The following is a 23,045-nucleotide window of genomic DNA, read 5'->3' as shown; positions in this document are numbered from 1 at the left end:
CGCCTTGCCGGAACTCGTCATCACCGTCGCCCGGTTCGGATTCCTCGTCCTTTTGTGGATCTTCGTGTTCACGGTGGTCGGCGTCATCCGGCGGGACCTCTTCGCCGGGGCCCGGTCCGGTCGCCTGGTGGCCGCGCCCCGCACGGTGGGTGCGTCGACCGGTCAGGCGACGGCAAAGCCGGCGAAGGTGAAGCGGGGGCGGGCGGCCCACCAGTTGGTGGTAACCGCCGGTCAACTGGCCGGCACCAGGATCACGCTGGGTGAAGCTCAGATAACCATCGGTCGGGCCGAGGATTCCACTCTCGTCATCACCGACGATTACGCCTCGGCGCGACACGCCCGGCTGGTGCCCCGTGACGGGCAGTGGTTCGTCGAAGACCTCGGTTCGACTAACGGGACGTACCTCGATCGCGCTAAGGTCACCGGACCGACCCCCGTACCCCTCGGCGTGCCGATCCGGATCGGCCGCACCTCTCTCGAATTACGGCCATGACTCTGACCCTGCGCTATGCGGCCCACAGCGACCGCGGTCTGATCCGAGACGGCAACCAGGATTCCGTCTACGCCGGACCGCGGCTACTCGCCGTCGCCGACGGCATGGGCGGTATGGCCGCCGGTGACGTCGCCAGCAACATCGTCATCGGTGCCATGGCGCCGCTCGACGAGGACGTCCCGGGTGACGCCCTGGTCGACGCGTTGCGTTCCGCCGTGGGCACCGCCAACCAACAGCTCCGCGAGACCGTGGACGCCAACCCTCAGCTGGAGGGGATGGGCACCACACTCACCGCGACCCTCTTCTCCGGCAGCAAGCTGGGCATGGTCCACATCGGTGACTCGCGCGCCTATCTGCTGCGCGACGGTGACTTCAACCAGATCACCAAGGACGACACCTACGTCCAGATGCTCGTGGACGAAGGCCGGATCAGCCCGGAGGAGGCGAGCAGCCACCCGCAGCGGTCGCTGCTCACCCGAGCCCTCGACGGGCGGGACATCGACCCGGAGTACTCGGTCCGCCAGGTGCTGCCCGGAGACCGCTACCTGATCTGCTCGGACGGCCTTTCCGGGGTGGTCAGTGCGGAGACCATCGCCGAGACCATGCGGGAGTACGCCGACCCGCAGCAGTGCGTCGAGCGACTGGTCCAGCTCGCTCTGCGCGGCGGCGGCCCGGACAACATCACCGTGATCATCGCCGACGCCACCGACCGCGACATCGTCGAGGCGGCCCCGATCGTCGGCGGTGCGGCCGCGCGGGACCGGGGCATGGCGACCTCGGCCGACGTCTCCACCCCGGCCGCCCGGGCCTCGGCGCTCTCCGCTCCCCGGCCGCCCGTGCCCGAGGAGCCGGCCGGCAACGACGACGAGCCGGAGGCCCGTCGCCGTCCGCTGCGCGCCCTGGCGATGACCACCGCCCTCCTGGTGATCATCGGCGGCGGGGTCTTCGCCGGGTACGACTACACCCAGCGGCAGTACTACGTCGGGGCGACCGACGACGGCCAGGTGGCCGTCTTCCGGGGCATCCAGGGCGAGATCGCCGGCATGGATCTCTCCACGGTCCATTCCAAGAGCACCGCCCAACTGGACGATCTCACCCTCGCCGCCCAGGAACAGGTCAAGCAGGGCATTCCGGCCAGGAACGAGCCCGACGCGGCACGCCGGCTGGCGGAACTGACGATGGACAGCCCGACCAACGTCAACCTCAAGCCACTCTGCCCGCCCACCTCCAGCCCGAGCGTCGACCCCACGACGGAGTCGACCTCGCCGCCGCCGAGCACTCCGGCCGGCTCGGCGAGCCCGGTCAGCAGCGGCTCGCCGTCGCCCGACGGCTCGTTGGCCCCGCCGGTGAGCACACCCGACGCCCCACCCACCGACGCCTTCACGCCCACGGTCGACCCGGCGGCCTGCCGGTCGCCCGAGTAGGCGTCGGCTTCCGACCCGAGGACGATCGTGACCGCAGCGGCCACCCCGGCATCCTCGCCCGCGACCGCGGGCGAGCGGCCCGGCGTACGCCTGGCCCGGTCCCGACGCAACGCCGAACTGTCGCTGCTGCTGCTGGCCATGGCGCTGGTCGCCGCGTACGGGGCGATGGTCGAGGCGAACGTGCTCGACACGGTCACCCCGAACTTCTGGGTGCCGGCCGCGGTGCTCACCGCCGTGTTCCTCGGCATCCACGTGGCGATCCGGTTCCTGGCCCCGTTCGCCGACCCGGCCCTGCTGCCGGCGGTGGCGCTGCTCAACGGTCTCGGAGTCGGCTTCCTGCGCCGACTCGACCTGGGCAACGCGGCCCCGGAGGAGCGCGCCGACCTGGCCATCTTCGCCGGTACCGGTGGTCGGCAGCTGGCCTGGACCCTGCTCTCGGTGCTGCTCGCGGCCGGCCTGCTGGCCCTGGTGCGCGACCACCGTTCGATCTCGCGGTACGCGTACACCCTGGGGCTGGCCGGCATCGTGCTGGTCATGCTCCCGGCGGTGCTGCCGGCCAGCATCTCCGAGATCAACGGCGCGAAGCTCTGGATCCGCATCGGCAGCTTCTCCATCCAGCCCGGCGAGTTCGCCAAGCTGGCCCTGCTGGCCTTCTTCGCCTACTACCTGGTCCGCAAGCGCGAGGTGCTCTCGCTGGCCAGTCACCGGTTCCTCGGCATCGACTTCCCGCGCGGCCGTGACCTCGGTCCGGTGGTGGTGGTCTGGGTGATCAGCCTGCTGGTGTTGGTCTTCCAGAAGGACCTGGGCACCTCCCTGCTCTACTTCGGCATGTTCGTGGCGACGGTCTACATCGCCACCGAACGGGTCAGTTGGCTGCTCATCGGTCTCGTCCTGTTCTTCGGCGGCGCCTACCTGGCGTACGTGCTCGGTAAGTCGATCGGTGGGCCGTTCCTCAATTTCTCGGTCCGGGCCGACATCTGGCTGGACCCCTTCGCCAAGCCGTACGACGAGGGCTACCAGTTGGTGCAGGGGCTGCTGGCCCTGGGCACCGGTGGGTTGTTCGGGGCCGGGCCGGGTGGCGGCCAGCCGACGGAACTGCCCGAGGTGCAGAACGACTTCATCTTCGCCGGGATCGGTGAGGAGATCGGCCTGTTCGGGCTCTCCGCCCTGTTGGTGATCTACCTGCTGATCGTGGAGCGGGGGCTGCGGGCCGGCCTGGCGGTGCGGGACTCGTTCGGCAAGCTGCTCGCCGGTGGCCTGGCCTTCACCCTGGCGTTGCAGGTCTTCGTGATCGTCGGCGGGATCAGCAAGCTCATCCCGCTGACCGGTCAGACCACCCCGTTCCTGTCCGCCGGTGGCTCCTCGCTGATGGCGAACTGGCTGCTCATCGCGGTGCTGCTGCGGGTCTCCGACGCCGGTCGTCGGCCGGTCACCGGCGGCGGCAAGGTGAACCGTCCGTCCGGGGGCCCACCCGAGCAACTGCACGGTGCCCCCACGGAGGTGATCAAGCCGTGAACGCACCCCTGCGCCGGGTCGGTGTCGTCGTCATCGTCCTGTTCGGTCTGCTCTTCGCCAACCTCAACTGGATCCAGGCGTACAAGGCCGACGAATACCGCACCAGCGACTACAACAGTCGGGTCCAGGTCGCCGAGTACGAGCGTCGCCGGGGCAACATCGAGGCCGGCGGCACCGCCCTGGCGGTCAGCAAGGAGACCGACGGCAAGCTGACCTTCCTCCGTACCTACCCCGGCGGGGCGAAGTACGCCCACGTGCTCGGCTACAAGCCGGTCAACCTCGCCGACACCGGCATCGAGAAGTCCGAGAACGACTTCCTCGCCGGCACCAGCGACAAGCTCTTCGCCAACCGGATCAAGGACATGTTCACCGGCGACCGCACCGCCGGAGGCAACGTGCTGCTCACCCTCTCCCCGCGCGCCCAGGACGTCGCGTACGACCAGTTGCGCAACAACAACCGGGGGGCGAGCAAGGGGGCGGCGATCGCCATCGATCCGCGTACCGGGGCCGTGCAGGCCATGGTCTCCATACCCAGCTTCGACCCGAACCCGCTGGCCAGCCACAACACCAACGAGGCGGTCGCGGCGTACAACAAGCTGGATCAGGATCGGTCCCGCCCGCTGCGCAACCGGGCCCTCGGCGAGGTGCTGCCGCCCGGCTCCACCTTCAAGATCGTGGTGGCCGCCGCCGCGCTGGAGAACGGCATCGGCAAGGACACCAACATCTCGGCGGGCCCGAGCTACACCCCGCCCACCTCCGGTCAGTCGATCACCAACGCCGCGCCGTCGATCTGCCCGCAGGCGGAGGTGACCCTGATGAAGGCGGTCACCGACTCCTGCAACACCGGCTTCGCCAAGCTCGGCGTGCAACTCGGCCCCGATGCGATCAAGAAGAAGGCCCAGGACTTCGGCTTCGAGCAGGAGGACCTGACCGTGGGTCGGCTCGGCGAAGGCGGTCACGGCGTGGCGGCCAGCCGTACCGGCACCATGGAGAACCCGGACGGCGGCCCCGACCCGGCCGCGCTGGCCCAGTCCTCCATCGGGCAGCGTGACGTGCGGATGACCCCGCTGGAGGGGGCCATGATCGCTGCGGCGGTCGCCAACGGCGGCAGTCAGATGCGGCCGTACCTGGTGCGTCAGCTGCTCGCGCCGGACCGCACCACCGTCTACGACACCGCGAACCCGCGCGAGCTGCGCCGCCCGGTCAGCGGTCAGGTTGCCGCCGACCTGCGGGAGATGATGGTCAGCGTGGTGCGCAACGGCACCGGCCGCAACGCGCAGATCAACGGCTACACCGTGGGCGGCAAGACCGGTACCGCGCAGTCCGCGCCGGACCGCCCCGACCACGGTTGGTTCATCGGCTTCGCACTGGACTCCGACGGCAACCCCGTTTCGGCCGTCTGCGTCGTGCTCGAAGAGGCCGGCAGCGGCGGCAGCGCCGAGGCCGCCCGGATCGCCGGCCAGATCATGCGCGCCGCCATCGCCGACCCCGGGGGGCGCTGACATGCTCAGTCCGGGAGTACAGCTCGGTAACCGGTACCGCCTCGACGAGCGGATCGCCAGCGGCGGCATGGGCGACGTGTGGCGCGGCACCGACCAGGTGCTGGGGCGTACGGTCGCGGTCAAGAGCCTGCTCCCGGCGTTGCTGGACGAGCCGGGTTTCGCCGAACGGTTCCGGGGCGAGGCCCGGACCATGGCGACGATCAACCACCCGGGCGTGGTCGACGTCTACGACTTCGGCAGCGACCAGCAGATCGCCTTCCTGGTGATGGAGTACATCGAGGGCGATCCGCTGTCGGCCACCCTCAGCCGGGTCGGCCGGCTCACCCCGGCCCGGACGATGGCGCTTGTCGCGCAGGCCGCCGACGCGCTGCACGCCGCCCACGTCAAGGGCATCGTGCACCGGGATGTGAAGCCCGGCAACCTGCTGGTCCGACCCAACGGCACGCTGGTGCTCACCGACTTCGGCATCGCCCGCTCCGAGCTGGTGGGTCAGCTCACCGCGGCCGGTTCGGTGCTCGGTACCGCGTCGTACATCTCGCCGGAGCAGGCCACCGGCCAGGTCGCCACCCCCGCCTCCGACGTGTACGCCCTCGGCGTGGTCGCCTACCAGTGCCTCGCCGGGCGTCGGCCGTTCGAGGGTGACAACCCGCTCGACATCGCCATGCGGCACGTCCGGGAGACGCCGCGTCCGCTGCCGTCGGACATTCCGCCGCAGGTCTGCGCGCTGGTCGAGCGGGCGATGGCCAAGGACCCGAAGGACCGCTGGGCGAGCGCCGCCGTACTGGCCGGGGTCGCCCGGCAACTGAAGGCGGCGCTGTCCCGGCAGGCACGTCCCGGTGGCTCGGCGCCCATCTCGGCGGCTCCGGCCTCACCGGCCCCCGCCGGGCGCAACCCGGCGACACCGCCGCCCGGCCGGGCCCAGGTGCCGCAGCCGCCCCGCCCACCCGCGGCACCGCATTCGCCGGCCGCACCTCGGCCGCCGGCCGCGCCACACGCTCCGGCGGCGGGTCACCGGCCGGTAGCCGCACGGCAGCCGGTGGCGCAGCCGCGTCCGACGACTGTCGCACCTGCGGCGACCGGTTACCCGCGCGGCGCAGCCCCGATTCCCCAGGCGTACGCCCCGCAGGCCGGTCAGTCACGGCCTGCGCCCAGGCGGTCACGTTCCGGCATGTGGTTCCTGGCGATCCTGCTGGGCACGCTGGTCGTGGTCTGTTCGGGCGTGGTTTCCTACAGGCTGAAGGACAGCATCAACAACAGCATGCCGGTCGAGGTGTCCGTGCACACGGTGACGTCCGGCGTGCTGGGGCCCGACGGGCGAGACGATCCGGCCCTGACGGCGTACCGTCGACTGGATCAGCCCCGACCGGGCGACGAGACGACGACGAGCGAAGGACGACGGACGCGATGACAGCGCAGGCCCGCCTGCTCGGGGGCAGGTACCAGGTCGGCGAGCTGCTCGGGTATGGCGGCATGGCCGAGGTGCACCGTGGCCGTGACCTTCGGCTCGGCCGGGACGTCGCGATCAAGATGCTCCGCACGGACCTCGCTCGGGACGCCACCTTCCAGATGCGTTTCCGCCGGGAGGCGCAGAACGCCGCCTCGCTGAACCATCCGGCGATCGTCGCGGTCTACGACACCGGCGAGGAGCAGGCACCCACCGGCGAAACCCTTCCGTTCATCGTGATGGAGTTCGTCAACGGGCGCACCCTCAAGGAGGTGCTCGGCGCCGAGGGCCGACTGCAACCCCGGCGGGCGCTGGAGATCTGCGCCGACATCTGCGCCGCCCTGGACTTCAGCCACCGGCACGGCATCATCCACCGCGACATCAAGCCCGGCAACGTGATGCTCACCCAGACCGGTCAGGTCAAGGTGATGGACTTCGGCATCGCCCGGGCCCTGGCCAGCGGCGCCACCACGATGACGCAGACCAGCGCGGTCATCGGCACCGCCCAGTATCTTTCGCCCGAGCAGGCCCGCGGCGAGGCCGTCGACGCCCGCTCCGACGTGTACGCCGCCGGTTGTGTGCTCTTCGAGCTGCTCTGCGGGCATCCGCCGTTCGTCGGCGACAGCCCGGTCAGCGTGGCCTACCAGCACGTCCGGGAGGCCCCGCCGACGCCGAGCGACCTCAACCCGGAGGTCAACCCGGCGGTCGACGCGATCGTGCTCAAGGCGCTGTCGAAGAACCCGCTCAACCGCTACCAGAGCGCCGGCGAGATGCGCGCGGACCTGCTCCGGGCGGCGGCCGGTCGGCCGGTGATGGCCACCCCGGTGCTGCGCGAGGACGAGACCGTGCCGATGTCCGCGGCCAGCGGCTCGGGCTACCCGTCGGGCGGGGCGACACAGACCCGCCAGATCCCGGCCCGGGTGGGTGACCCGCGTCAGCGGCGCGCCTCGTCCTGGCTGATCGCCATGTTCGCCGCGCTCGGCGTGCTCGCGGTGATCGCGCTGGTGGCCGCGCTGCTGCTCAACGACAAGACGCCCGAGGACGTGCCGGTGCCCACGTTGAGCGGGATGACCCAGCAGGAGGCGTTCGCCCGACTGGAGGCGGACGGCTTCCAGCCGGAGCGGGGTGACGACGTCTTCACCTCGGACTGCCGTAAGGGTCGGGTGACGAACCAGACCCCGCCCGCCGGGGAGAGGATCGCCCCGAACAGCACGGTCACCGTGCAGCTCTGCGGCGGCAAGCCGGAGGCGACCGTCCCGGAGGGGCTCGTCGGCAGCAAGGTCGAAAGCGCCACGTTGCGCATCGAGGAGCGCAAGCTCCGGGTCAAGACCGTGCCGAAGGACAGTGCCGAAGCGGCCGGGCTGGTGCTTGAGGTCGACCCGAAGGAAGGCGAGAAGGTCGCCGAGAACACCGTGATCACCCTCACCGTCTCCAAGGGCAACGTGGTCCGGGTACCGAACGTGGAGAACCTCACCGAGGCCGACGCGAAGCGGGAACTGGAGAACGCCGGCTTCGAGTGGAACGTGGAGATCGGCCCTGAGGTGCCCGCTGACCGGGCCGGTCGGGTGACCGACCAGAACCCCAACGCCGGTAGCCAGCGGACCAAGGGCACCAAGGTGACGATCTTCGTCTCGGTGCCGGAGCCGGAGGACGACGACCCGCCGACGTCGGCCCCGCCGACCGGGGATCCGACCACCCCACCGCCGGACGACGATGGCGGCGGCGGCAGTGGCGGTGGCGACGGCGAGCTGTTGCCGATCTTCCCGCCGTTCCGCCTGCCTGGAGAGTGACCGCGCCGGGCGAGTCGGGTCAGGGAGCCGGCGATCCCGCGGCGCGGGTGCCGGACGATCAGCCGGTGACCGGGCCGGTGCGTCGGCCGGGTCGCTGGCGACCGGTACGCCGGATCGCTGTCCTGGGGCTGTTGCTGCTCCTGCTCACCAGCCTGCCGTGGGTCTGGACGGCAGTCGCCGCGTACGGCCACGTCCATGCCGTCGATGAGGCACCGGTCGCGGACGTGGTGATCGTCCTGGGCACGGCGGTGACCGAGGACGGACGCCAACCGGGCATCCGGTTGGCGGGCCGATTGGAGACCGCCGCCGAACTGGTGCGCCAGCAGCGGGCCCGAGTGGTCCTCGTCTCCGGCGACGGGCACGGTGCATCCGGTGACGAGACGGCGGCGATGACGGCCCACCTCACCGAGCAGCTCGGCGTCGATCCGCAGCGCATCGTCGCCGACCCGTACGGCCTGGACACGTACGACAGTTGTCGCCGCGCGCGGGAGGTGTACGGGGTCGAGCGGGCCCTGATCGTCACCCAGTCCTACCACCTGTCCCGGGCGGTGACACTCTGTCGGCAGCTGGGCGTGGACGCCGACGGGGTGCCCGCCCGCTGTACCGGCTGCGGCACCGGCCTGCTGTTGGAGAAGGCGGTACGGGACTACTTCGCCAGCGGCAAGGCCGCCTGGGACGCGATCCGCAACCGGCCCGCCGCAGTCGACTCGCCGGCACACTCGGGAGTCACCGACGCGCTGTCCGACTGAGCCCGCCCTGCTCCGGGGTGCCCACCTTCACCGGCCGCCGCTACCGGGCCGGTCGCGGTAGCGGTCGCTACCGGGCCGGTGTGGTCGGGTTGCTGGTGTCGGCCGTCGGCTCAGGTGGTGGCGAAGGCGGCCAGACGGCGGGCGTCCACCTCGGCGGCCAGGGCCGGGGCGCGGTCCAGAGCTTCCGGGTGACCGCAGGTGGCGAGCCAGTTCGCCAACATCAGGTGGCCGCCCTCGGTGAGCACCGACTCGGGGTGGAACTGGACTCCCTCGATCGGCAGGGTGCGGTGCCGCATCGCCATCACGATGCCTGACTCGGTCCAGCCGGTGACTTCCAGCTCGTCCGGCAGCGTCTCGCGCAGCACCGCCAGGGAGTGGTAGCGGGTTGCCGTGAACGGATCGGGCAGCCCGGCGAGAACCCCGCTGTTGTCGTGGTGGACCTGCGAGGTCTTGCCGTGCAGCAACTCCGGTGCCCGGGTGACCGTGGCACCGAACGCCTCGCCGATCGCCTGGTGCCCCAGGCAGACACCGAAGATCGGCAGCTTGCCGGCGTACTCGCGGATGACGTCCAGGCAGATGCCGGCGCGATCCGGGCTGCCGGGCCCCGGCGAGAGCAGCACACCGGCCTCACCGAGCCGGCCCACCTCGGCGAGGTCGATCTCGTCGTTGCGCCGTACGTCGCACTCGACGCCGAGCTGGCCGAGGTACTGGACCAGGTTGAAGACGAACGAGTCGTAGTTGTCGATCACCAGGACGCGCATCGGCCTCACTCGTCCTCGTCGGGGGGTGGGGTGTTGTTCCGGTCGGTGTCGTACGGCAGATCGTGCTCGTCGCCCGCTGGTTCGTCGTCGGCCGGATCGGTGCCCGGCTCCACGTCACCGGGGGCGCCCGGAACCTCGGAGTCCTGCTGGGTGACCTGGACGTCCTCGCCGGTGAAGGGCAGCAGCGGCCCGGCCCAGGGGAAGACCACGTACCAGAGCAGCGCGACCACCGTGGTGGCGAGCAGCAGGCTGCCGATCAGCTTGCCGGGCAGCCCGAATGGCAGCTTGCGCCAGATCCACCCGTACATCAGGTCCCCAGCTCAGCCGGGCGTCCCTGGTCCTTCGACTGGGTACGCGTCAACTCCGCATGAATGATCAAGCGCTCGTAGTTGTCGAACTTCGGGTTGCAGGTGGTCAGGGTGAGCATCCGCTTCGTCGGCTTGGCTCCCGGACGTCCGGGAACCGGGGCCACCACCTCGACCTGGTGCGGCTTGACGATCACATTCTCGGTGACCTGGTAGACGTACCACTGGTCGCGGTCCTGGACGATGATCGGATCGCCCTTGCGAAGCTCGTCGAGACGCCAGAAGGTGGCCCGGTTGCGGTGTCCGGCGACGGAGAAGTTGCCCACCTGACCCGGCATGGCGCTCTCCGGGTAGTGGCCCGGGGCGTACCGGATGTCCTTCTGGGTCACGCCCTCGACCACGATCCATTCCTTGTCGAACTTCGGAATGAAGAGACCGGCGATCGGCTTGCCCTGCACCGGCGGCTTGGGTGAGGCGGAGGCGGAGGGAGTGGCCGAGGGGGCCACGGTCGGATCGCCCTCGGGCCCCCAGGCCTGCGCCAACTGCTGGCTCAGCTCGTCCTGGTGGGCGTCGACGATCGCCGACTTACCCCAGATCTCGTAGCCCGCGAAGAGCAGCACCACCAGGCCGAAGGTGATCAGCAGTTCACCGCCGAAGCGCAGACCGGTGCGTACGCGGGACCAGAAGGACGGGCGGGTCAGTTCCGAGTAGACGCTCTTGTAGCCCTCGCCCGTCTGCTCCGCCCGCAACTGCACCACCCGGTCGCCCCGGCGTGGCTTGGGTGGCTCGGTCGGCTGGTCGGCGCCGGTGGGCTCCTCGACCTGCGGCGGTCGGGGTACCGCACCCATCAGGGCGGTCGAGTCCATCGCGGGCGGCGTGCCAGGGCGGACGCCGGCAACCGCCGGAATCAGGGCGGTGGCCGCCTCGTCAGCCCGCCCGTCGGAACCGCCCGGTCCGGCCTGCTGGTGTGGCCCGCTGCGGGCCGGCTGCGGGCCGGACGCTGCGAAACCAGGCTGAGGGCCGGACGTTGCGAAACCAGCCGGCGGGCCGTCCTGTGGAGCAGGGGCGGTCGAGTCCTGGCCAGGACGGCCCGGCTCCGTCGGCTGGCCCCCGCTCGCAGCCGGGGGCGGTGTCGCTGCGGCGTCCCCGATCCTGGGCATAAGCGCAGTCGGACCATCGCCCGACCAACCACTCAAAGCTGGTCCGCTCGGCATCCCCTGCCCCGGCTCAGCGCCGTGTCCTGGCGGCATGCCGTTCGGGTACGGCGCGCCACCTGCGTGCTGCGTGGCGGGAGGAGGCGGTGCTGCGTGCCCGCCGGGCTCAGCAGGCAGGTGCGGCACGGTGGGCCGCTGCGCCGAGGTGGCACCCGCAGGCGGTGCACCGGGTCCTTGCGACGCCATGGGTGCGTGTGACCGAACAGGTCCGGGCGGTGCAGTGGGCCACTGCGGTGCTGCCGGTCCCTGCGGCGCGGTGGGCGCTTGTCGCCCGTCGGACCGGTACGGCGTGGTGGGCCACTGCTGCGCGCTTGACGGCTGCGGTGCGGCCTGAGGGGCCTGCGGGGCGGGTACGCCGTTCTGGGGTCGCTGCGGCGTGAACGCGGCGCTCGCGGGCGGCTGGGGGGTGTCGGTCGGCCGACTCGGCTCGAACGCTCCTCGCCAGGGCGTCGGCCCGACAGGGATGTCCGGCTGGCCCGACGGCAGCGGTACCCCGGTGTTCTGGAGTGGGCCGTCGTTACGCGCCGGCGTGGACGGACGCGGCGGCACCGGCTCGGGCCAGGCGTTGGCCGGACGGGTGGGGGTCGGTTCGGCTCGGTCGACGCGGGGCAGGAAGGCGGTCGCCTCGTCGGCCTGGTCGCGGTGGCGACCGTCGGGACGCTCACTCATGACGGTGCTTCGGCCCCGGCACCGTGCTGATGACTAGATCACGCATGACGGCCTCACTCTGGCACCGTTGCCGAGCGCAGGGTGGTGGAATCCTCGAATGCGGGCACGGTGACCGTGGAAGCATGCTCGGAGTACCCGAGTTGGTAGTTTTCCACCGCGTTCCTGAACCACCGGACTCCCTCGGAAGCGGCGAGGGCCGCTCGAAGCGCGCCGGGATCGCCAATTGCCACGATCTTGAAGGGTGGGGAGTACACCCGGCCGTGCAGCAGCAGGGTGTTACCCACGCAGCGTACCGCGCTGGTCGCCAGAACGCGGACATTCATGATTGACATGGCCTCGGCACCGCCGGCCCAGAGCGCGTTCACCACGGCCTGCACGTCGCCCTGGTGCACGACGAGATCGTCGTTGCTGGCCCCTTCGGGGAGCTTGCCGAGTTGCGGCGCGTCGTTGAGCTCGACCGTCAGCCCGGGACCGGTCAGGGCGGTGAAGCCGGCGACCGCGAGGTTCTCCGTGGCCCGCTCCTGCTGTTCCTTGATCGGCGTGTCCGAGTCCGCGAGGTCGGTCGTACGGCTCTCGACCTCCCGGCGCAGCGTCGCCGCTCGCTCCTCGTTCAGGGCCACCCGCTCCCGGCGGTCCTCGATCAGCTCGGTGAGCTGAGGGCGGCGGTCCTCACGCAGCGCGGTGCCGCCGGCGGTGGTGGCCGTGGTCGTGAAGAGCAGGCCAGCGGCGGCGGCGATCAGCGGTACGCCGATCGACCAGCCAGGGCGTCGCCGCCGCCCGCGCCGCAGCAGGCCGGCGACAAGACGCCGCACCACCTTCTGCCACGAGGCTGCGCCGGACGTGTACTCCACGACCCGTTTCCCCCTGTCTCCGGCCCCGGCGACCGCATCCGTACGGTCGTGGTGGCCCTCGTCCGTCGTCCGTTCCCGGGTTGCCGGGCAACGGTCTGGCCCCCATTCGTGGATTGAGCGGGGCTTCCGGACTACGCTAGCTCTCGAACATTATTGGCCATGGACCGTCGCCCTCGCGCCCGGTTGCAGGCCGGACGAGGTCGTAACCCCTCTGGAGAGCGTCGTGCCCAAGTCTCAGGTCCGCAAGAAGAAGGTGTACACCCCGCCCACGGACGTCCGCCCGGCGGCGACAGCGGCGACGCGCAAGCCCAGCCCGATCTGGCTGCCGGTCACCGCCGTGTCGTTGATCGTGTTCGGCATCGGCTGGCTGGTGGTCTACTACCTCTCCGAGCAGGAGTACCCGGTCATGGAGCTGGGGTACTGGAACCTGGCGGTGGGTTTCGGCGCGATGGTCGGCTCGCTGATCCTGCTGTCTCGCTGGCGCTGATCCACAGCTCATCCGGCAGCGCCGGGTGAGTCGTCGAGGGCCCCGTCGCGCGGATGCTGCGGCTGCCTCCTAGGGTGGGCGCAGGGCGGCGTGGCCCAGGTGCGAGAAGACTCACGTTACTGCTGGGTAACCTTGCGCGTAGGCTGCACTGCATGACCGAGCGGGACGGTCATCGACCGGTCCGGTTCGAGGTGCGCGGCGGCTGAGGTCGCGTACGCACCTCCGACCCGGTCGCCGAGCCGCTCGCCAGGCAGCAGACCGGGAGGCCAACTCGATGGGCAGCGTCCAGATCGTCACCACGATCCTCGCGGCCGCCATCACCGCCGTTGCGGTGTGGCTTGCGGTGCGCGCGGTCATGCAGATGACGGCCGTGATCCGGCTGGGTCAGCCCGACCCGTCCCGGTTCGACGACAAGGCCAGCCGCACCAGGACCATGCTCGCGGAGACCGCCGGGCACACCCGGATGCTGCGCTGGAGCGTGGTCGGCGCGGCGCACTGGTTCGTGATGGTCGGCTTCATCGTGCTGTCGCTGTTGGTGCTCGAAGCGTACTTCGAGGTGGTGTCCCCGACCGGCGGGCTGCCGCTGATCGGCGGCTGGGCGCTCTACGGCCTGGTCACCGAGTGGATCGGCATCCTGGGCATCGTCGGCATCGTGGTGCTGATCGCGATCCGGCTCGCCAACCGGCCCACGAAGGCCGGTCGCCGCTCGCGGTTCACCGGGTCGACGATGTGGCAGGGCTACTTCGTCGAGGCGGTCGTCCTCGCCGTACTGATCATGGGTTTCCTGATCCGGGGCTTCAAGGTCGCCACCGACCACTTCGAGTACCCGACCTGGGCCACCCCGCTCAGCCACGCGGTCGGCTCGGCGCTGCCGGACTGGGAGTCCGGGGTCAGCGTCGCCGCCCTGATCAAGATCGCCATCTCGATGACCTGGCTCATCGTGATCTCGCTGAACGTGACAATGGGTGTGGCCTGGCACCGCTTCCTGGCCTTCCCCAACATCTTCTTCAAGCGCAAGCCGGGTGCGGCCGGCTCCGGCCTCGGCCCGCTGCGGCCGATGATGAGCGACGGCAAGCCACTGGACTTCGAGGAGGCCGACCCCGAGAAGGACCAGTTCGGGGTGGCTCAGGTCGAGCAGTTCACCTGGAAGGGCCTGCTGGACTTCAGCACGTGCACGGAGTGCGGCCGGTGCCAGTCGCAGTGCCCGGCGTGGAACACCGGCAAGCCGCTGTCGCCGAAGCTGCTGGTGCTGAGCCTGCGGGATCACGCGTACGCCAAGGCGCCCTACCTGCTGGCCGGCGGCGGCAAGGACCTCACCGGCGAGGAGAAGGCCACCGCCGCGCAGCTCGCCCACGTCGACGTGCTGGCGCTCGCCGAGGCGGAGAAGCCGCTGATCGGCGACGCCGAGGCCGGCGGTGTGATCGACCCGGACGTGCTCTGGTCCTGCACCACCTGCGGTGCCTGCGTCGAGCAGTGCCCGGTGGACATCGAGCACGTCGACCACATCGTCGACATGCGGCGTTACCAGGTGCTGATCGAGTCGAGCTTCCCCTCCGAGGCCGGCGTGATGCTGCGCAACCTGGAGAACAAGGGCAACCCGTGGGGTGCGCCGCAGAACACCCGGGAGGACTGGACCAAGGGCCTCGACTTCGAGGTGCCGCGCGTCGGCGAGGTCGACGACTTCGAGTACCTGTTCTGGGTGGGTTGCGCCGGTGCGTTCGAGGACCGGGCCAAGAAGACCACCCGCGCGGTGGCCACGCTGCTGAACGAGGCGGGCGTCTCCTTCGCCATCCTCGGTGAGGGCGAGACCTGCTCGGGTGACCCGGCCCGCCGCATCGGCAACGAGTTCGTCTTCCAGATGCTCGCTCAGCAGAACGTGGAGACCCTCAACGAGGCGTTCTCCGGCCGCGAGAAGGCCAAGCGGAAGATCGTCGCCACCTGTCCGCACTGCTTCAACACCCTGGGCAACGAGTACGGCCAGCTCGGCGGCGAGTTCGAGGTGGTGCACCACACCCAGTTGCTGGCGCATCTGGTCGCCACCGGCAAGCTCACCCCGGTGCAGCCGGTCGACGGCGGCGTCACGTACCACGACCCGTGCTACCTCGGGCGGCACAACCGGGTCTTCACCCCGCCGCGTGAGGTGCTGGGCAGTGCGCTGGGCGCCGGCGAGATCACCGAGATGCCGCGCAACAGCGAGCGCTCCTTCTGCTGCGGCGCCGGTGGCGCGCGGATGTGGATGGAGGAGCGGATCGGTAAGCGGATCAATGTGGACCGGGTCGAGGAGGCCATGTCCACCGGGGCGAAGACCATCGCCGTCGGCTGTCCGTTCTGCTCGACGATGCTCACCGACGGAGTGAACGGCAAGGGCGCCGGCGAGCAGGTCGAGGTGGTCGATGTGGCGAGCGTCCTACTGCGGTCGGTCCGCCCCGAGCAGGCCCGGGGCGCTGAGGAGGGCGAGCCGGTCGGCAGCTGAGCAAGGCCTGAACAGCTACGGGGTACGGCGGGCTCACGTGGTCCGTCGTACCCCGTATTCATATTTACCCACGTGACTATAACGAAATGATCGACACCCTTTGTGCGCAACCGGTCGCGCAAACGTGAATCGTTCGTTGGTCGCCTTGATTCCGCCCGGTGCCTTCCCTAATGTTGGGCACCGACCGCCGTAGGTCGTCTGTTCCGCCCCTCTACCGCCCGCGGGACACCCGGCGGTCGGTTGCAAAGGAGTCGCTGCCGGTGGCAACCATGCCCCTCCATCGTCACGTGCCCGGACGGTCGAGCCGTCCAGGTGGCCTGCGGAGAGCCGCTCACCGTCTGCTCGTCCTGGTGGCTGCCGCCGCAGTCGGCGCTGGCCTGCTCTCCGCCCCCGCGCACGCCGAGCCCTCGGTGGAGGAGATCGAGCGTCAGATCGACAAGCAGTGGCAGCAGCTTGAGCCCACCATCGAGCAGTACAACAAGGTGCGGTCGCAGCTGAAGGTCAACCGGAAGAAGTCGGCCGACCTGCAGAAGAAGATCCAGCCGCTGGCCCTGGAAGCCGAACTGGCCATGAATCGGGTGGCGGACCTCGCCTCGCGGTACTACGTGAACGGACCGTCCCAGGAAATCGGCGCGGTGCTGCTGAACGCCAAGCCGGACCTGCTCGGCGAGCAGATGGCCATGCTGGAGCGGCTGGCGGCGTACGAGCGCCAGCAGCTCGAGAGCGTGATGAAGGTCCGCAAGAAGTACGACACGCAGAAGGCCAAGCTCGACGCGCTGATCGCCGACCAGGAGGCGAAGGAAAAGCAGCTCGCGGCGAAGAAGAAGCAGATCGACGCCAAGATCAAGCAACTTGAGCGGTCGCTGCCGGTGACCACGGTCAAGACCACCAACTGCCCGACCATCAACGGGGTGGTCAGCGCGGCGGCCCGCACCGCCATCAAGGTGGCCTGCGCCCAGGTCGGCAAGCCGTACGTCTGGGGTGCCACCGGCCCGAACTCGTTCGACTGCTCCGGGCTGACCCAGTACGCGTACAAGGCCGCCGGCATCTACCTGACGCACTTCACCGGTGCGCAGTGGAACGAGGGCAAGGCCATTTCCAGGTCTGAGGCCCGCCCCGGCGATCTGGTCTTCTTCCGCAGTGACCTGAGTCACGTCGGCCTCTATCTGGGCAACAATCTGATGGTGCACGCACCCAGAGCGGGCAAACCGGTGAACGTCTCCCCGATCACCACGATGCCGATCGCCGGCTTCCGCCGACCCGGCTGAGCGAGCAGACAGGAACATCACCAGGGCCCTCGGTCAAGCGACCGGGGGCCCTGTTCGTTGTCGGATTTGTGCACCGTGAGTGATGGTGTGGATGTGTTGCGTATCGACGGGGATCGTCCCTACGCTGGGCAATCGTCGGGTCCGATGGCAGTTCCGTCCACCAGGGGCGGTAACGGTCCGACACCGCCGAGTCGCTTGCGCGAGCCGGGGATCCAGGTTCCCGGGGTGAATCCGCGATCACCGCGGTAGGGCGCTCCCTTCCCGCCCGAACCCGTCAGCTAACCCGGTAGGCGGTACGGGAAGAAGGAGTACGGAGCCCGGTGGCACACCATGCCCCGCGGCCACCGTCAGCACGGCCGGCGACGCCCGGCCCGACGACGGCTGCGCCGCGATCCCGCTGGTACCGCTGCACCACCGCACTCGCCGCCCTGTCCGCGACCGCCGTCATGCTGACCGGCGGCGCGACGGCGGCCCACGCCGAGCCGACGGTCGACGCCATCGAGCGCCAGATCGACGCGGACTGGAACCGGCTCGAACCACTCATCGAACGCCACAACGCCACCCGGCAGGATCTCGCCGGCAAGCGCCGGGAGGCCGACGCCCTGGCCGCTCGGATCGCACCGCTTGAGCAGCAGGTCGACGCGGCGATGACCCGGGTCGGCGCGCTGGCGGCACGGGCGTACAAGGGCGGCACGGTCGGTGCCGTCAACGCCCTGCTGGACAGCAGGTCGCCCGGCGAGGTCGTGGAGCAGATCGGCCTGCTCGACCGCTACGCCCACTTCCAGCAACAGGACGTACGCGAGGCGAGCGAACTGCGCGACGAACTCACCACCGCCAAGGCCGGGCTGGAGCGCACCATCGACCAGTTGGCCCGTACCGAGGCCGAGCTCGCGCAGAAGCGCCGCCAGATCGACGCCGAGATCGACCGGTTGCAGCGGCTCCGGCTGCGGGCGTACGGCAATGGAGGCGGCGGCCCGCTGCGCCCGGCGCCCTGCCCGGCCGGCTATCCGGGCGGGCCGGCGGGGGTGGCGGTGAAGTTCGCGTGCGCCCAGATCGGCAAGCCGTACGTGTGGGGGGCCGAGGGACCCCACGCGTACGACTGCTCGGGTCTGATGCTGGCCGCCTGGGCGCGGGCCGGGGTGGCGCTACCGCACAACGCGGCCCGGCAGCGTCAGGTCACCGCGTCGGTCAGCCGCAGCGCCCTACGCCCGGGTGACCTGGTCTTCTACTACCGCGATCTGCACCACGTCGGCATGTACGTGGGTGACGGCTGGGTGGTGCACGCCTCCCGCGCCGGTCAGCCGGTGAAGATGAAACGGATGGACACCAGCCCCATCCACAGCTTCGGCCGACCCGGCTGAGTGTGGTCCTGACTGAGCTTGGGCCTAGCGTTGGCGTGGTCCTGCCGGAGGCGTGGGCCTGGCGTTGGCGTGGTCAGCGGGTCGGCCAGGTGCGCCAGTTCTGCCAGGCCCGGCTCGGCGTCGGCCCGCGCTGCCCCTGGTAGCGGGAGCCGTAGACGGCCGATCCGTACGGGTGCTCGGCCGGCGAGGAGAGCCGGAAGATGCAGAGCTGACCGATCTTCATGCCGGGCCAGAGGGTGATCGGCAGGTTCGCCACGTTGGACAGTTCCAGCGTGACGTGCCCGGAGAAGCCGGGGTCGATGAAGCCGGCGGTGGAGTGGGTGAGCAGGCCCAGGCGCCCCAGGCTGGACTTGCCTTCCAGTCGACCGGCCAACTGGTCGCCGAGGGAGATGACCTCCAGGGTGGAGGCGAGCACGAACTCGCCCGGGTGCAGCACGAAGGGCTCGCCGTCGGGCACCTCGACCGGTGAGGTCAGGTCGTCCTGCCGGGTCGCCGGGTCGATGTGGGTGTAGAGGTGGTTGTTGAAGACCCGGAACAGCTTGTCCAGGCGTACGTCGATGCTGGACGGCTGCACCAGCGTGGGCTCGAAGGGCTCCAGCGCGAGCGTGCCCGCCTTGATCTCGGAGACCAGGTCGCGGTCGGAGAGCAGCATCGCCACACCATACCGATATGGCTGACCTGCGTGTCGCGCTACCTGTCTAGAACGTATGTTCGATAAGATGTCGACATGGCTTCCTGGTCCGAATTCGCCGCTGACGAGCCTCGACTCGCCGACGAGATCCGCCTTCTCATGCAGCAATACGGCCCGGGCTTCGGCTACCTGGCCACGGTCCGCGCCGACGGCGGGCCCCGGGTGCACCCGGTCTCCCCGGTGATCACCGACGACGGTCTCTACTGCTTTGTGATCGACTCGCCGAAGCGGCGCGACCTGGAACGCGACGGCCGCTATGCCCTGCACTCCTTCCCGCCGGAGGAGAGCGACGACGAGGCGTACGTCGCCGGTCGGGCCTGGCCGGTCACCGACGACGCCACCGTGGCCCGCCTGGCGCTTGCCGCCCGCGCCGCGCCGCAGGTCGACTGGCGGCTGTTCGAGTTCACGATCGAGGTCGCGATGCTCAGCCGCCGCGGCCACGCCAACTCCGACGTGCCGGGCGAGCACGGCGGGGCGCCGGCCGTCCAGGTCTGGCTCGATCCGACAGCCACCGCCCCGCAGGCGCAGCGGCCCGCGTCGTTGGCGGCCCACTCCGCCCGCCGCGCCCGCTGCGCGGCCTGACACCAGCCGGTGCCGGCCCCGTCGAACGGGACCGGCACCGGAGGCGGTACGTGCCGAAGGGCTCGCGTCAGGCGGCTCGGTAGGTGTTCCAGGCGCTGATCATGCGGCTGGCCTGGCCCGGAGTGAACTGGTACATGCAGGAGTCGTACGAGTAGTCCATGAAGTTGGTGATCGGGTCGAGGCCCGGGGCGGAGCAGGTGTCCCGACCGGTCGGGCAGCCGCTCGCCGGGGAAGCCTCCGCCGGGGTGTCCGAGACCTGGTCACCCGAGCCGGAGCAGCCGCCCTGGAAGGTGTGGTACAGGTTCAGCCAGTGCCCGACCTCGTGGGTGCCGGTGTCGCCCTGGTTGTAGTTGGTGGCCGTGCCGCCGGGCAGCGACTCACTCAGCACCACGACGCCGTCCATGCTGTTCAGCGTGGTCTGCGGGAAGGTCGCCCAGCCGAGCAGGTTGTTGCTCAGCGCCCCCAGGTAGATGTTCAGCGTGTTCTTGCCGCCGACCCGCAACTGGGTCTTCATCTGCCGCTCGGCGGTGGTGCCCTGCCGGATCGGGTACCACGACGTGTTGGTGACCCGGTTGATGCTCTGCAACTGGAAGGCGAAGGCGGTCGCCGCCCCACCGGTTGCCCCGCTGAACGCCTGGTTGAGCACGTTGATCTGCGATTGGATCATCGAGTCGGGGATGTTTCCGCCGGCGCGGGTGGTGTCCTTCCGGATCACGTGCACCACGACCGGGATGGTGACCGACGCGGCGGCGGCCTGGGTGCCGAGGTTACGCTGACCGACCCGCTTGGCCCGCTCCTGGAGCAGGTCGGCGAACTCGGCCTCCCGCTGGAGGACCTGGCTCTTGGTCAGCTCGTTCGGGTCGTGCGCGAGGACACCGCCACCGCGGACCCGGGCCGCGCTGCCGGTGGGTTCCGCGCACTCCTCGTCGGCGTGCGCGTGCCCGGCGGCCATCGCCGGACTGGCGGAGATGGTGGCGGCCGGCAGCGCGCCCACCGTTACCAGGCCGAGCGCCATGACCAGTGACGTCGATGCGATGCCGGCGAGGCGCCGGTTCAGCAGGACGGGACGGAGTCCCATAAGCCCACCTCTTTCTGTCGACGCGACCGGGGGGTTGTGTCGCGCCGTGCGGAAAACGTGGGGCAGACGTTACAACCCATCGATAGATTTGAGAATGGGCATATGTTGCTGGGGTGAAACTTCTTGCCGGTCGTTGATCGCCTCGGCGGTCCGGGTGGCGAGCGGGGTGCCTGGGTGCACGGGGGCAGTGACTCAGGTACAGTGGTCCCGCTTGCGGGTGTAGTTCAATGGCAGAACATCAGCTTCCCAAGCTGACAGTGCGGGTTCGATTCCCGTCACCCGCTCCACGCGAGAGGCCCTGATCAGGACGTGAGTTCCGGTCAGGGCCTTCGATTTTCAAGGTAAACGATCATGATAATCCTGGGTATCACAGCTCCCGAACACTCAAGGCGACGCGGTGGTGGCGAGGTGCCTCGATCTCGTCGAGCAGTGCGATCGCGAAGTCCGCGTAGCTGATCCGACTGGCCGCATCGCCGTGATCGGCGAGCCGGTAATGGCCGGTGCGCGTGCCCTCGTGATCGAAGTCGCCTGCGGGAGCCATGTACGCCCAGTCGAGGTCGCAGGTCTGAAGCTCTTCAAGGCCTGCTGCGTGGCCAAGGTAGAAGGAGCGGTACTCGTTCGGGTAGCCGGGCCCGTCCATCAGGGCCGCGCCGGACGCCCCGGGCATGATCGATGCGAGGCCGACCACCACCAGACGGCGCACGCCCGCCTTCGCCAGCCCGGTGGCCAGGGCGCGTGACGAGGCAGTGAAGAAGTCGTGCGGTGACACGGACAGGTCCACGGCCGCGCTGATGGCGGCGTCATGCCCGGCGGCTGCGGCCGCGATGCTCACCGCGTCCGTAACGTCGCCAGCCACGATTCGCACGTCGGCCAGGTTGTTGTGGCGTGCGGGGTCGCGCACCACGGCAGTGACCTGGTGGCCGCGCCGACGTGCCTCGGCGACGACCTGCCGTCCGGCCCGGCCGCCCGCGCCGAAGACCACGATGTTCATGAGCAATGCCTCTCACCAGGGCCAGAGCCCGTGCGTCCGGCCAGTCAGCCGACGCTATCGAGGGCCATGGTTACCACCGGGATACCAGCTATCGTGGGGCCATGAGGCAGCCCCTGCCCGCTGACATGTTCGACGAGCTGTGCCCGTCCTCGCTCACTCCGATCCGATTCGGCGACAAGTGGGCGGCGCTGATCATTCGTTGCCTTGAGCATGGGCCTCGCCGGTTCTCCGAACTGCGCGTGCCGCTGCGCCGCGTCACCCCGAAGGTCCTCACCCAGTCGCTGCGCTCCCTCGAACGCGATGGCCTGGTCAAGCGCACGGTCTACGCCGAACTCGCCCCGCATGTCGAGTACGAGCTGACGCCGGTGGGCCGCAGCATGCTCGAACCGATGGCGGTCGCGTGCGCGTGGGCTGAGCAGCATTGGAACGAACTGCTCGACGCCCGAGAGTCGTACGACAACGCCACCCGCCTCGACCGCGCCGGATGACACTGTGCCGCACTAATCCGCTGACGTGTTGTACCGGTCCAGCGTTGCCTTCGAGGTGGAGGCGTCGCGGAAGATGAGCTCCCATGGGCCGGTGTTGACGTCCATGTCCTTGCCGAACCCGACCCATTTTCCGGCCATCCGTCGACCTGTGGGCTCGGCGAGTAGTTGGATCGCGCCGTGATAGCGGGCGCCCCGGTAGTAGCCGGCCGGGTCGGTCTGCTCGACCCACGTTCCGGTGACCACGGCACCGTCCACGGTGAGGTCGAGCGACAGAGACGATGAGGCCGAGCCGGGCAGGCTGCGCGCGGTCAGTCGGTCTCCGTGCTGGAGCATGACCAGGAAGTGCTGCCCGGCGAAGGAATCTCCCCGGCCGCTGGAGTAGTACTGGTAGCGACTGAGCCAGACGCCTTCGTAGGACCTGTGGACCGTCGCTGTCCTGGCGCTTGGCGTCGGTGTGGCCAGGTCGGACATCGGAGATGTCAAGTCGTGGCCGCCGTGTTGATCGTCGGCGACATTGCCGTTGGGCACGGCGGCGAAGCCGAGTAGCGAGATGGGTAGGCCGGTGACGACCTCCAGCGCGCGGGCGTAGACCGGTCGTGGCGCGGTGATCGCGCCGGACTCCCATCGCTGGACGAGTCTCTTGTTGGCGTCGTTGGGCTCGCCGACACGGTGGCCGGCGGCCTGGAGCGCGCGGGCGAAGTCGTCCTGGCTCATGCGCATGCCGGTGCGGACAGCGCGCAGGGCGGTGTTCGGGACGGTCATGAGCGCCAACCATAGCGGTATGTCGCCTAAATGTCGCCGGGTATGTGGTCAGTTTGTCGGGTCTTGTGCCGTCGCAGTCGGTGACATCTCGACGTCATTGTGGAACGGACTCGGCGATCGAGCTTGCCGCTGTTCTTCTGCTGACGG

Annotated in this window: 21 protein-coding genes, 1 tRNA gene and 1 riboswitch; of the genes, 14 read left to right on the top strand and 8 right to left on the bottom strand. The window is 69.9% G+C overall.

Going from position 1 to position 23,045, the window contains the following annotated elements; all coding sequences use genetic code 11:
- Positions 1-4: 4 nt before the first annotated feature.
- The 7 genes from EG812_RS19565 to EG812_RS19535 all read left to right on the top strand — a co-directional run bounded on the left by EG812_RS19565 (position 5) and on the right by EG812_RS19535 (position 8,917).
- Complete coding sequence (locus EG812_RS19565) at positions 5-493, top strand: FHA domain-containing protein FhaB/FipA (RefSeq protein WP_013730762.1); 489 nt, start codon at positions 5-7, stop codon at positions 491-493.
- Positions 490-1,917: a PP2C family protein-serine/threonine phosphatase gene (locus EG812_RS19560; protein WP_013730763.1), complete on the top strand. Its 1,428-nt coding sequence runs from the start codon at positions 490-492 to the stop codon at positions 1,915-1,917. Before EG812_RS19565 ends, EG812_RS19560 begins: the two co-directional genes overlap by 4 nt.
- A gap of 27 nt (positions 1,918-1,944) precedes the next feature.
- A complete protein-coding gene (locus EG812_RS19555; protein ID WP_013730764.1) occupies positions 1,945-3,432 on the top strand; it encodes an FtsW/RodA/SpoVE family cell cycle protein in 1,488 nt (495 codons plus the stop codon).
- A complete protein-coding gene (locus EG812_RS19550; protein WP_013730765.1) occupies positions 3,429-4,934 on the top strand; it encodes a peptidoglycan D,D-transpeptidase FtsI family protein in 1,506 nt (501 codons plus the stop codon). The genes EG812_RS19555 and EG812_RS19550 overlap by 4 nt, the downstream gene beginning before the upstream one ends.
- A gap of 1 nt (position 4,935) precedes the next feature.
- Positions 4,936-6,342 (top strand): serine/threonine-protein kinase, encoded by a 1,407-nt coding sequence (locus EG812_RS19545; protein WP_126712412.1) that lies wholly within the window; start codon positions 4,936-4,938, stop codon positions 6,340-6,342.
- On the top strand, positions 6,339-8,168 hold the full coding sequence (gene pknB, locus EG812_RS19540) for a Stk1 family PASTA domain-containing Ser/Thr kinase (protein ID WP_013730767.1): 1,830 nt from the start codon (positions 6,339-6,341) through the stop codon (positions 8,166-8,168). The genes EG812_RS19545 and pknB overlap by 4 nt, the downstream gene beginning before the upstream one ends.
- Before the next feature lie 65 nt (positions 8,169-8,233).
- The gene (locus EG812_RS19535; protein ID WP_233579552.1) at positions 8,234-8,917 is read left to right on the top strand and encodes a SanA/YdcF family protein; all 684 of its coding nucleotides are present in this window, start codon (positions 8,234-8,236) and stop codon (positions 8,915-8,917) included.
- Between the two features lie 110 nt (positions 8,918-9,027).
- On the opposite strand, the gene EG812_RS19530 is transcribed toward EG812_RS19535, so the two are convergent.
- The 4 genes from EG812_RS19530 to EG812_RS19515 are packed head-to-tail and all read right to left on the bottom strand — an operon-like array spanning position 9,028 to position 12,717.
- Positions 9,028-9,678, bottom strand: a complete 651-nt coding sequence (locus tag EG812_RS19530; protein WP_013730769.1) for an aminodeoxychorismate/anthranilate synthase component II — start codon at positions 9,676-9,678, stop codon at positions 9,028-9,030.
- A gap of 5 nt (positions 9,679-9,683) precedes the next feature.
- A complete protein-coding gene (locus EG812_RS19525) occupies positions 9,684-9,986 on the bottom strand; it encodes a hypothetical protein (protein WP_013730770.1) in 303 nt (100 codons plus the stop codon).
- A complete protein-coding gene (locus EG812_RS30315) occupies positions 9,986-11,866 on the bottom strand; it encodes a class E sortase (RefSeq protein ID WP_502697203.1) in 1,881 nt (626 codons plus the stop codon). Before EG812_RS30315 ends, EG812_RS19525 begins: the two co-directional genes overlap by 1 nt.
- Positions 11,867-11,919: 53 nt before the next feature.
- Positions 11,920-12,717: a DUF881 domain-containing protein gene (locus EG812_RS19515; RefSeq protein WP_013730772.1), complete on the bottom strand. Its 798-nt coding sequence runs from the start codon at positions 12,715-12,717 to the stop codon at positions 11,920-11,922.
- Positions 12,718-12,940: 223 nt separating this feature from the next.
- On the opposite strand from EG812_RS19515, the gene EG812_RS19510 reads away from it, so the two are divergent.
- From EG812_RS19510 to EG812_RS19490, 4 genes are all read left to right on the top strand, one after another.
- Positions 12,941-13,204 (top strand): cell division protein CrgA, encoded by a 264-nt coding sequence (locus EG812_RS19510; RefSeq protein WP_013730773.1) that lies wholly within the window; start codon positions 12,941-12,943, stop codon positions 13,202-13,204.
- A gap of 274 nt (positions 13,205-13,478) precedes the next feature.
- The gene (locus tag EG812_RS19500; RefSeq protein ID WP_102657700.1) at positions 13,479-15,677 is read left to right on the top strand and encodes a (Fe-S)-binding protein; all 2,199 of its coding nucleotides are present in this window, start codon (positions 13,479-13,481) and stop codon (positions 15,675-15,677) included.
- Positions 15,678-15,931: 254 nt separating this feature from the next.
- A complete protein-coding gene (locus EG812_RS19495; protein WP_232510724.1) occupies positions 15,932-16,945 on the top strand; it encodes a C40 family peptidase in 1,014 nt (337 codons plus the stop codon).
- Between the two features lie 174 nt (positions 16,946-17,119).
- Positions 17,120-17,253: riboswitch (cyclic di-AMP (ydaO/yuaA leader) on the top strand.
- A gap of 12 nt (positions 17,254-17,265) precedes the next feature.
- The gene (locus tag EG812_RS19490; RefSeq protein WP_126712409.1) at positions 17,266-18,306 is read left to right on the top strand and encodes a C40 family peptidase; all 1,041 of its coding nucleotides are present in this window, start codon (positions 17,266-17,268) and stop codon (positions 18,304-18,306) included.
- A 73-nt stretch (positions 18,307-18,379) separates the two neighbouring features.
- Here the strand turns inward: EG812_RS19490 and dcd are convergent, their stop codons facing one another.
- Positions 18,380-18,958 (bottom strand): dCTP deaminase, encoded by a 579-nt coding sequence (gene dcd / locus EG812_RS19485; RefSeq protein WP_013730777.1) that lies wholly within the window; start codon positions 18,956-18,958, stop codon positions 18,380-18,382.
- A 75-nt stretch (positions 18,959-19,033) separates the two neighbouring features.
- Here dcd and EG812_RS19480 point away from each other — a divergent pair, with 75 nt between their 5' ends.
- Positions 19,034-19,579, top strand: a complete 546-nt coding sequence (locus EG812_RS19480) for a pyridoxamine 5'-phosphate oxidase family protein (RefSeq protein WP_013730778.1) — start codon at positions 19,034-19,036, stop codon at positions 19,577-19,579.
- A gap of 67 nt (positions 19,580-19,646) precedes the next feature.
- Here EG812_RS19480 and EG812_RS19475 read toward each other — a convergent pair whose 3' ends face one another.
- Positions 19,647-20,657, bottom strand: coding sequence for a zinc metalloprotease (locus EG812_RS19475; RefSeq protein ID WP_126712408.1), 1,011 nt, complete (start codon positions 20,655-20,657; stop codon positions 19,647-19,649).
- A 213-nt stretch (positions 20,658-20,870) separates the two neighbouring features.
- Here EG812_RS19475 and EG812_RS19470 point away from each other — a divergent pair.
- A tRNA-Gly gene (locus EG812_RS19470) sits at positions 20,871-20,944 on the top strand.
- Positions 20,945-21,024: 80 nt separating this feature from the next.
- On the opposite strand, the gene EG812_RS19465 is transcribed toward EG812_RS19470, so the two are convergent.
- Positions 21,025-21,648, bottom strand: coding sequence for an NAD(P)-dependent oxidoreductase (locus tag EG812_RS19465; protein ID WP_126712407.1), 624 nt, complete (start codon positions 21,646-21,648; stop codon positions 21,025-21,027).
- 101 nt (positions 21,649-21,749) lie between these two features.
- Between EG812_RS19465 and EG812_RS19460 the strand changes: the two genes are divergently transcribed.
- Positions 21,750-22,136 (top strand): winged helix-turn-helix transcriptional regulator, encoded by a 387-nt coding sequence (locus EG812_RS19460; RefSeq protein ID WP_043719189.1) that lies wholly within the window; start codon positions 21,750-21,752, stop codon positions 22,134-22,136.
- A 12-nt stretch (positions 22,137-22,148) separates the two neighbouring features.
- On the opposite strand, the gene EG812_RS19455 is transcribed toward EG812_RS19460, so the two are convergent.
- Positions 22,149-22,907: a helix-turn-helix domain-containing protein gene (locus tag EG812_RS19455; protein WP_126712406.1), complete on the bottom strand. Its 759-nt coding sequence runs from the start codon at positions 22,905-22,907 to the stop codon at positions 22,149-22,151.
- Positions 22,908-23,045 lie beyond the last annotated feature (138 nt).

Source organism: Verrucosispora sp. FIM060022 (assembly GCF_003977705.1).
Classification (GTDB): domain Bacteria; phylum Actinomycetota; class Actinomycetes; order Mycobacteriales; family Micromonosporaceae; genus Micromonospora; species Micromonospora gifhornensis.
Note: the sequence above shows the minus strand (reverse complement) of the source record. Positions and strands in the feature narration are given on the sequence as shown.

Bases quoted from the DNA above. Each gene is read 5' to 3' on its own strand.
- EG812_RS19560 (WP_013730763.1), top strand. From the start codon at position 490: ATGACTCTGACCCTGCGCTATGCGGCCCACAGCGACCGCGGTCTGATC.
- EG812_RS19545 (WP_126712412.1), top strand. From the start codon at position 4,936: ATGCTCAGTCCGGGAGTACAGCTCGGTAACCGGTACCGCCTCGACGAG.
- pknB (WP_013730767.1), top strand. From the start codon at position 6,339: ATGACAGCGCAGGCCCGCCTGCTCGGGGGCAGGTACCAGGTCGGCGAG.
- EG812_RS19530 (WP_013730769.1), bottom strand. From the start codon at position 9,678: ATGCGCGTCCTGGTGATCGACAACTACGACTCGTTCGTCTTCAACCTG.
- EG812_RS19525 (WP_013730770.1), bottom strand. From the start codon at position 9,986: ATGTACGGGTGGATCTGGCGCAAGCTGCCATTCGGGCTGCCCGGCAAG.
- EG812_RS30315 (WP_502697203.1), bottom strand. From the start codon at position 11,866: ATGAGTGAGCGTCCCGACGGTCGCCACCGCGACCAGGCCGACGAGGCG.
- EG812_RS19500 (WP_102657700.1), top strand. From the start codon at position 13,479: ATGGGCAGCGTCCAGATCGTCACCACGATCCTCGCGGCCGCCATCACC.
- dcd (WP_013730777.1), bottom strand. From the start codon at position 18,958: ATGCTGCTCTCCGACCGCGACCTGGTCTCCGAGATCAAGGCGGGCACG.
- EG812_RS19480 (WP_013730778.1), top strand. From the start codon at position 19,034: ATGGCTTCCTGGTCCGAATTCGCCGCTGACGAGCCTCGACTCGCCGAC.
- EG812_RS19475 (WP_126712408.1), bottom strand. From the start codon at position 20,657: ATGGGACTCCGTCCCGTCCTGCTGAACCGGCGCCTCGCCGGCATCGCA.
- EG812_RS19465 (WP_126712407.1), bottom strand. From the start codon at position 21,648: ATGAACATCGTGGTCTTCGGCGCGGGCGGCCGGGCCGGACGGCAGGTC.
- EG812_RS19460 (WP_043719189.1), top strand. From the start codon at position 21,750: ATGAGGCAGCCCCTGCCCGCTGACATGTTCGACGAGCTGTGCCCGTCC.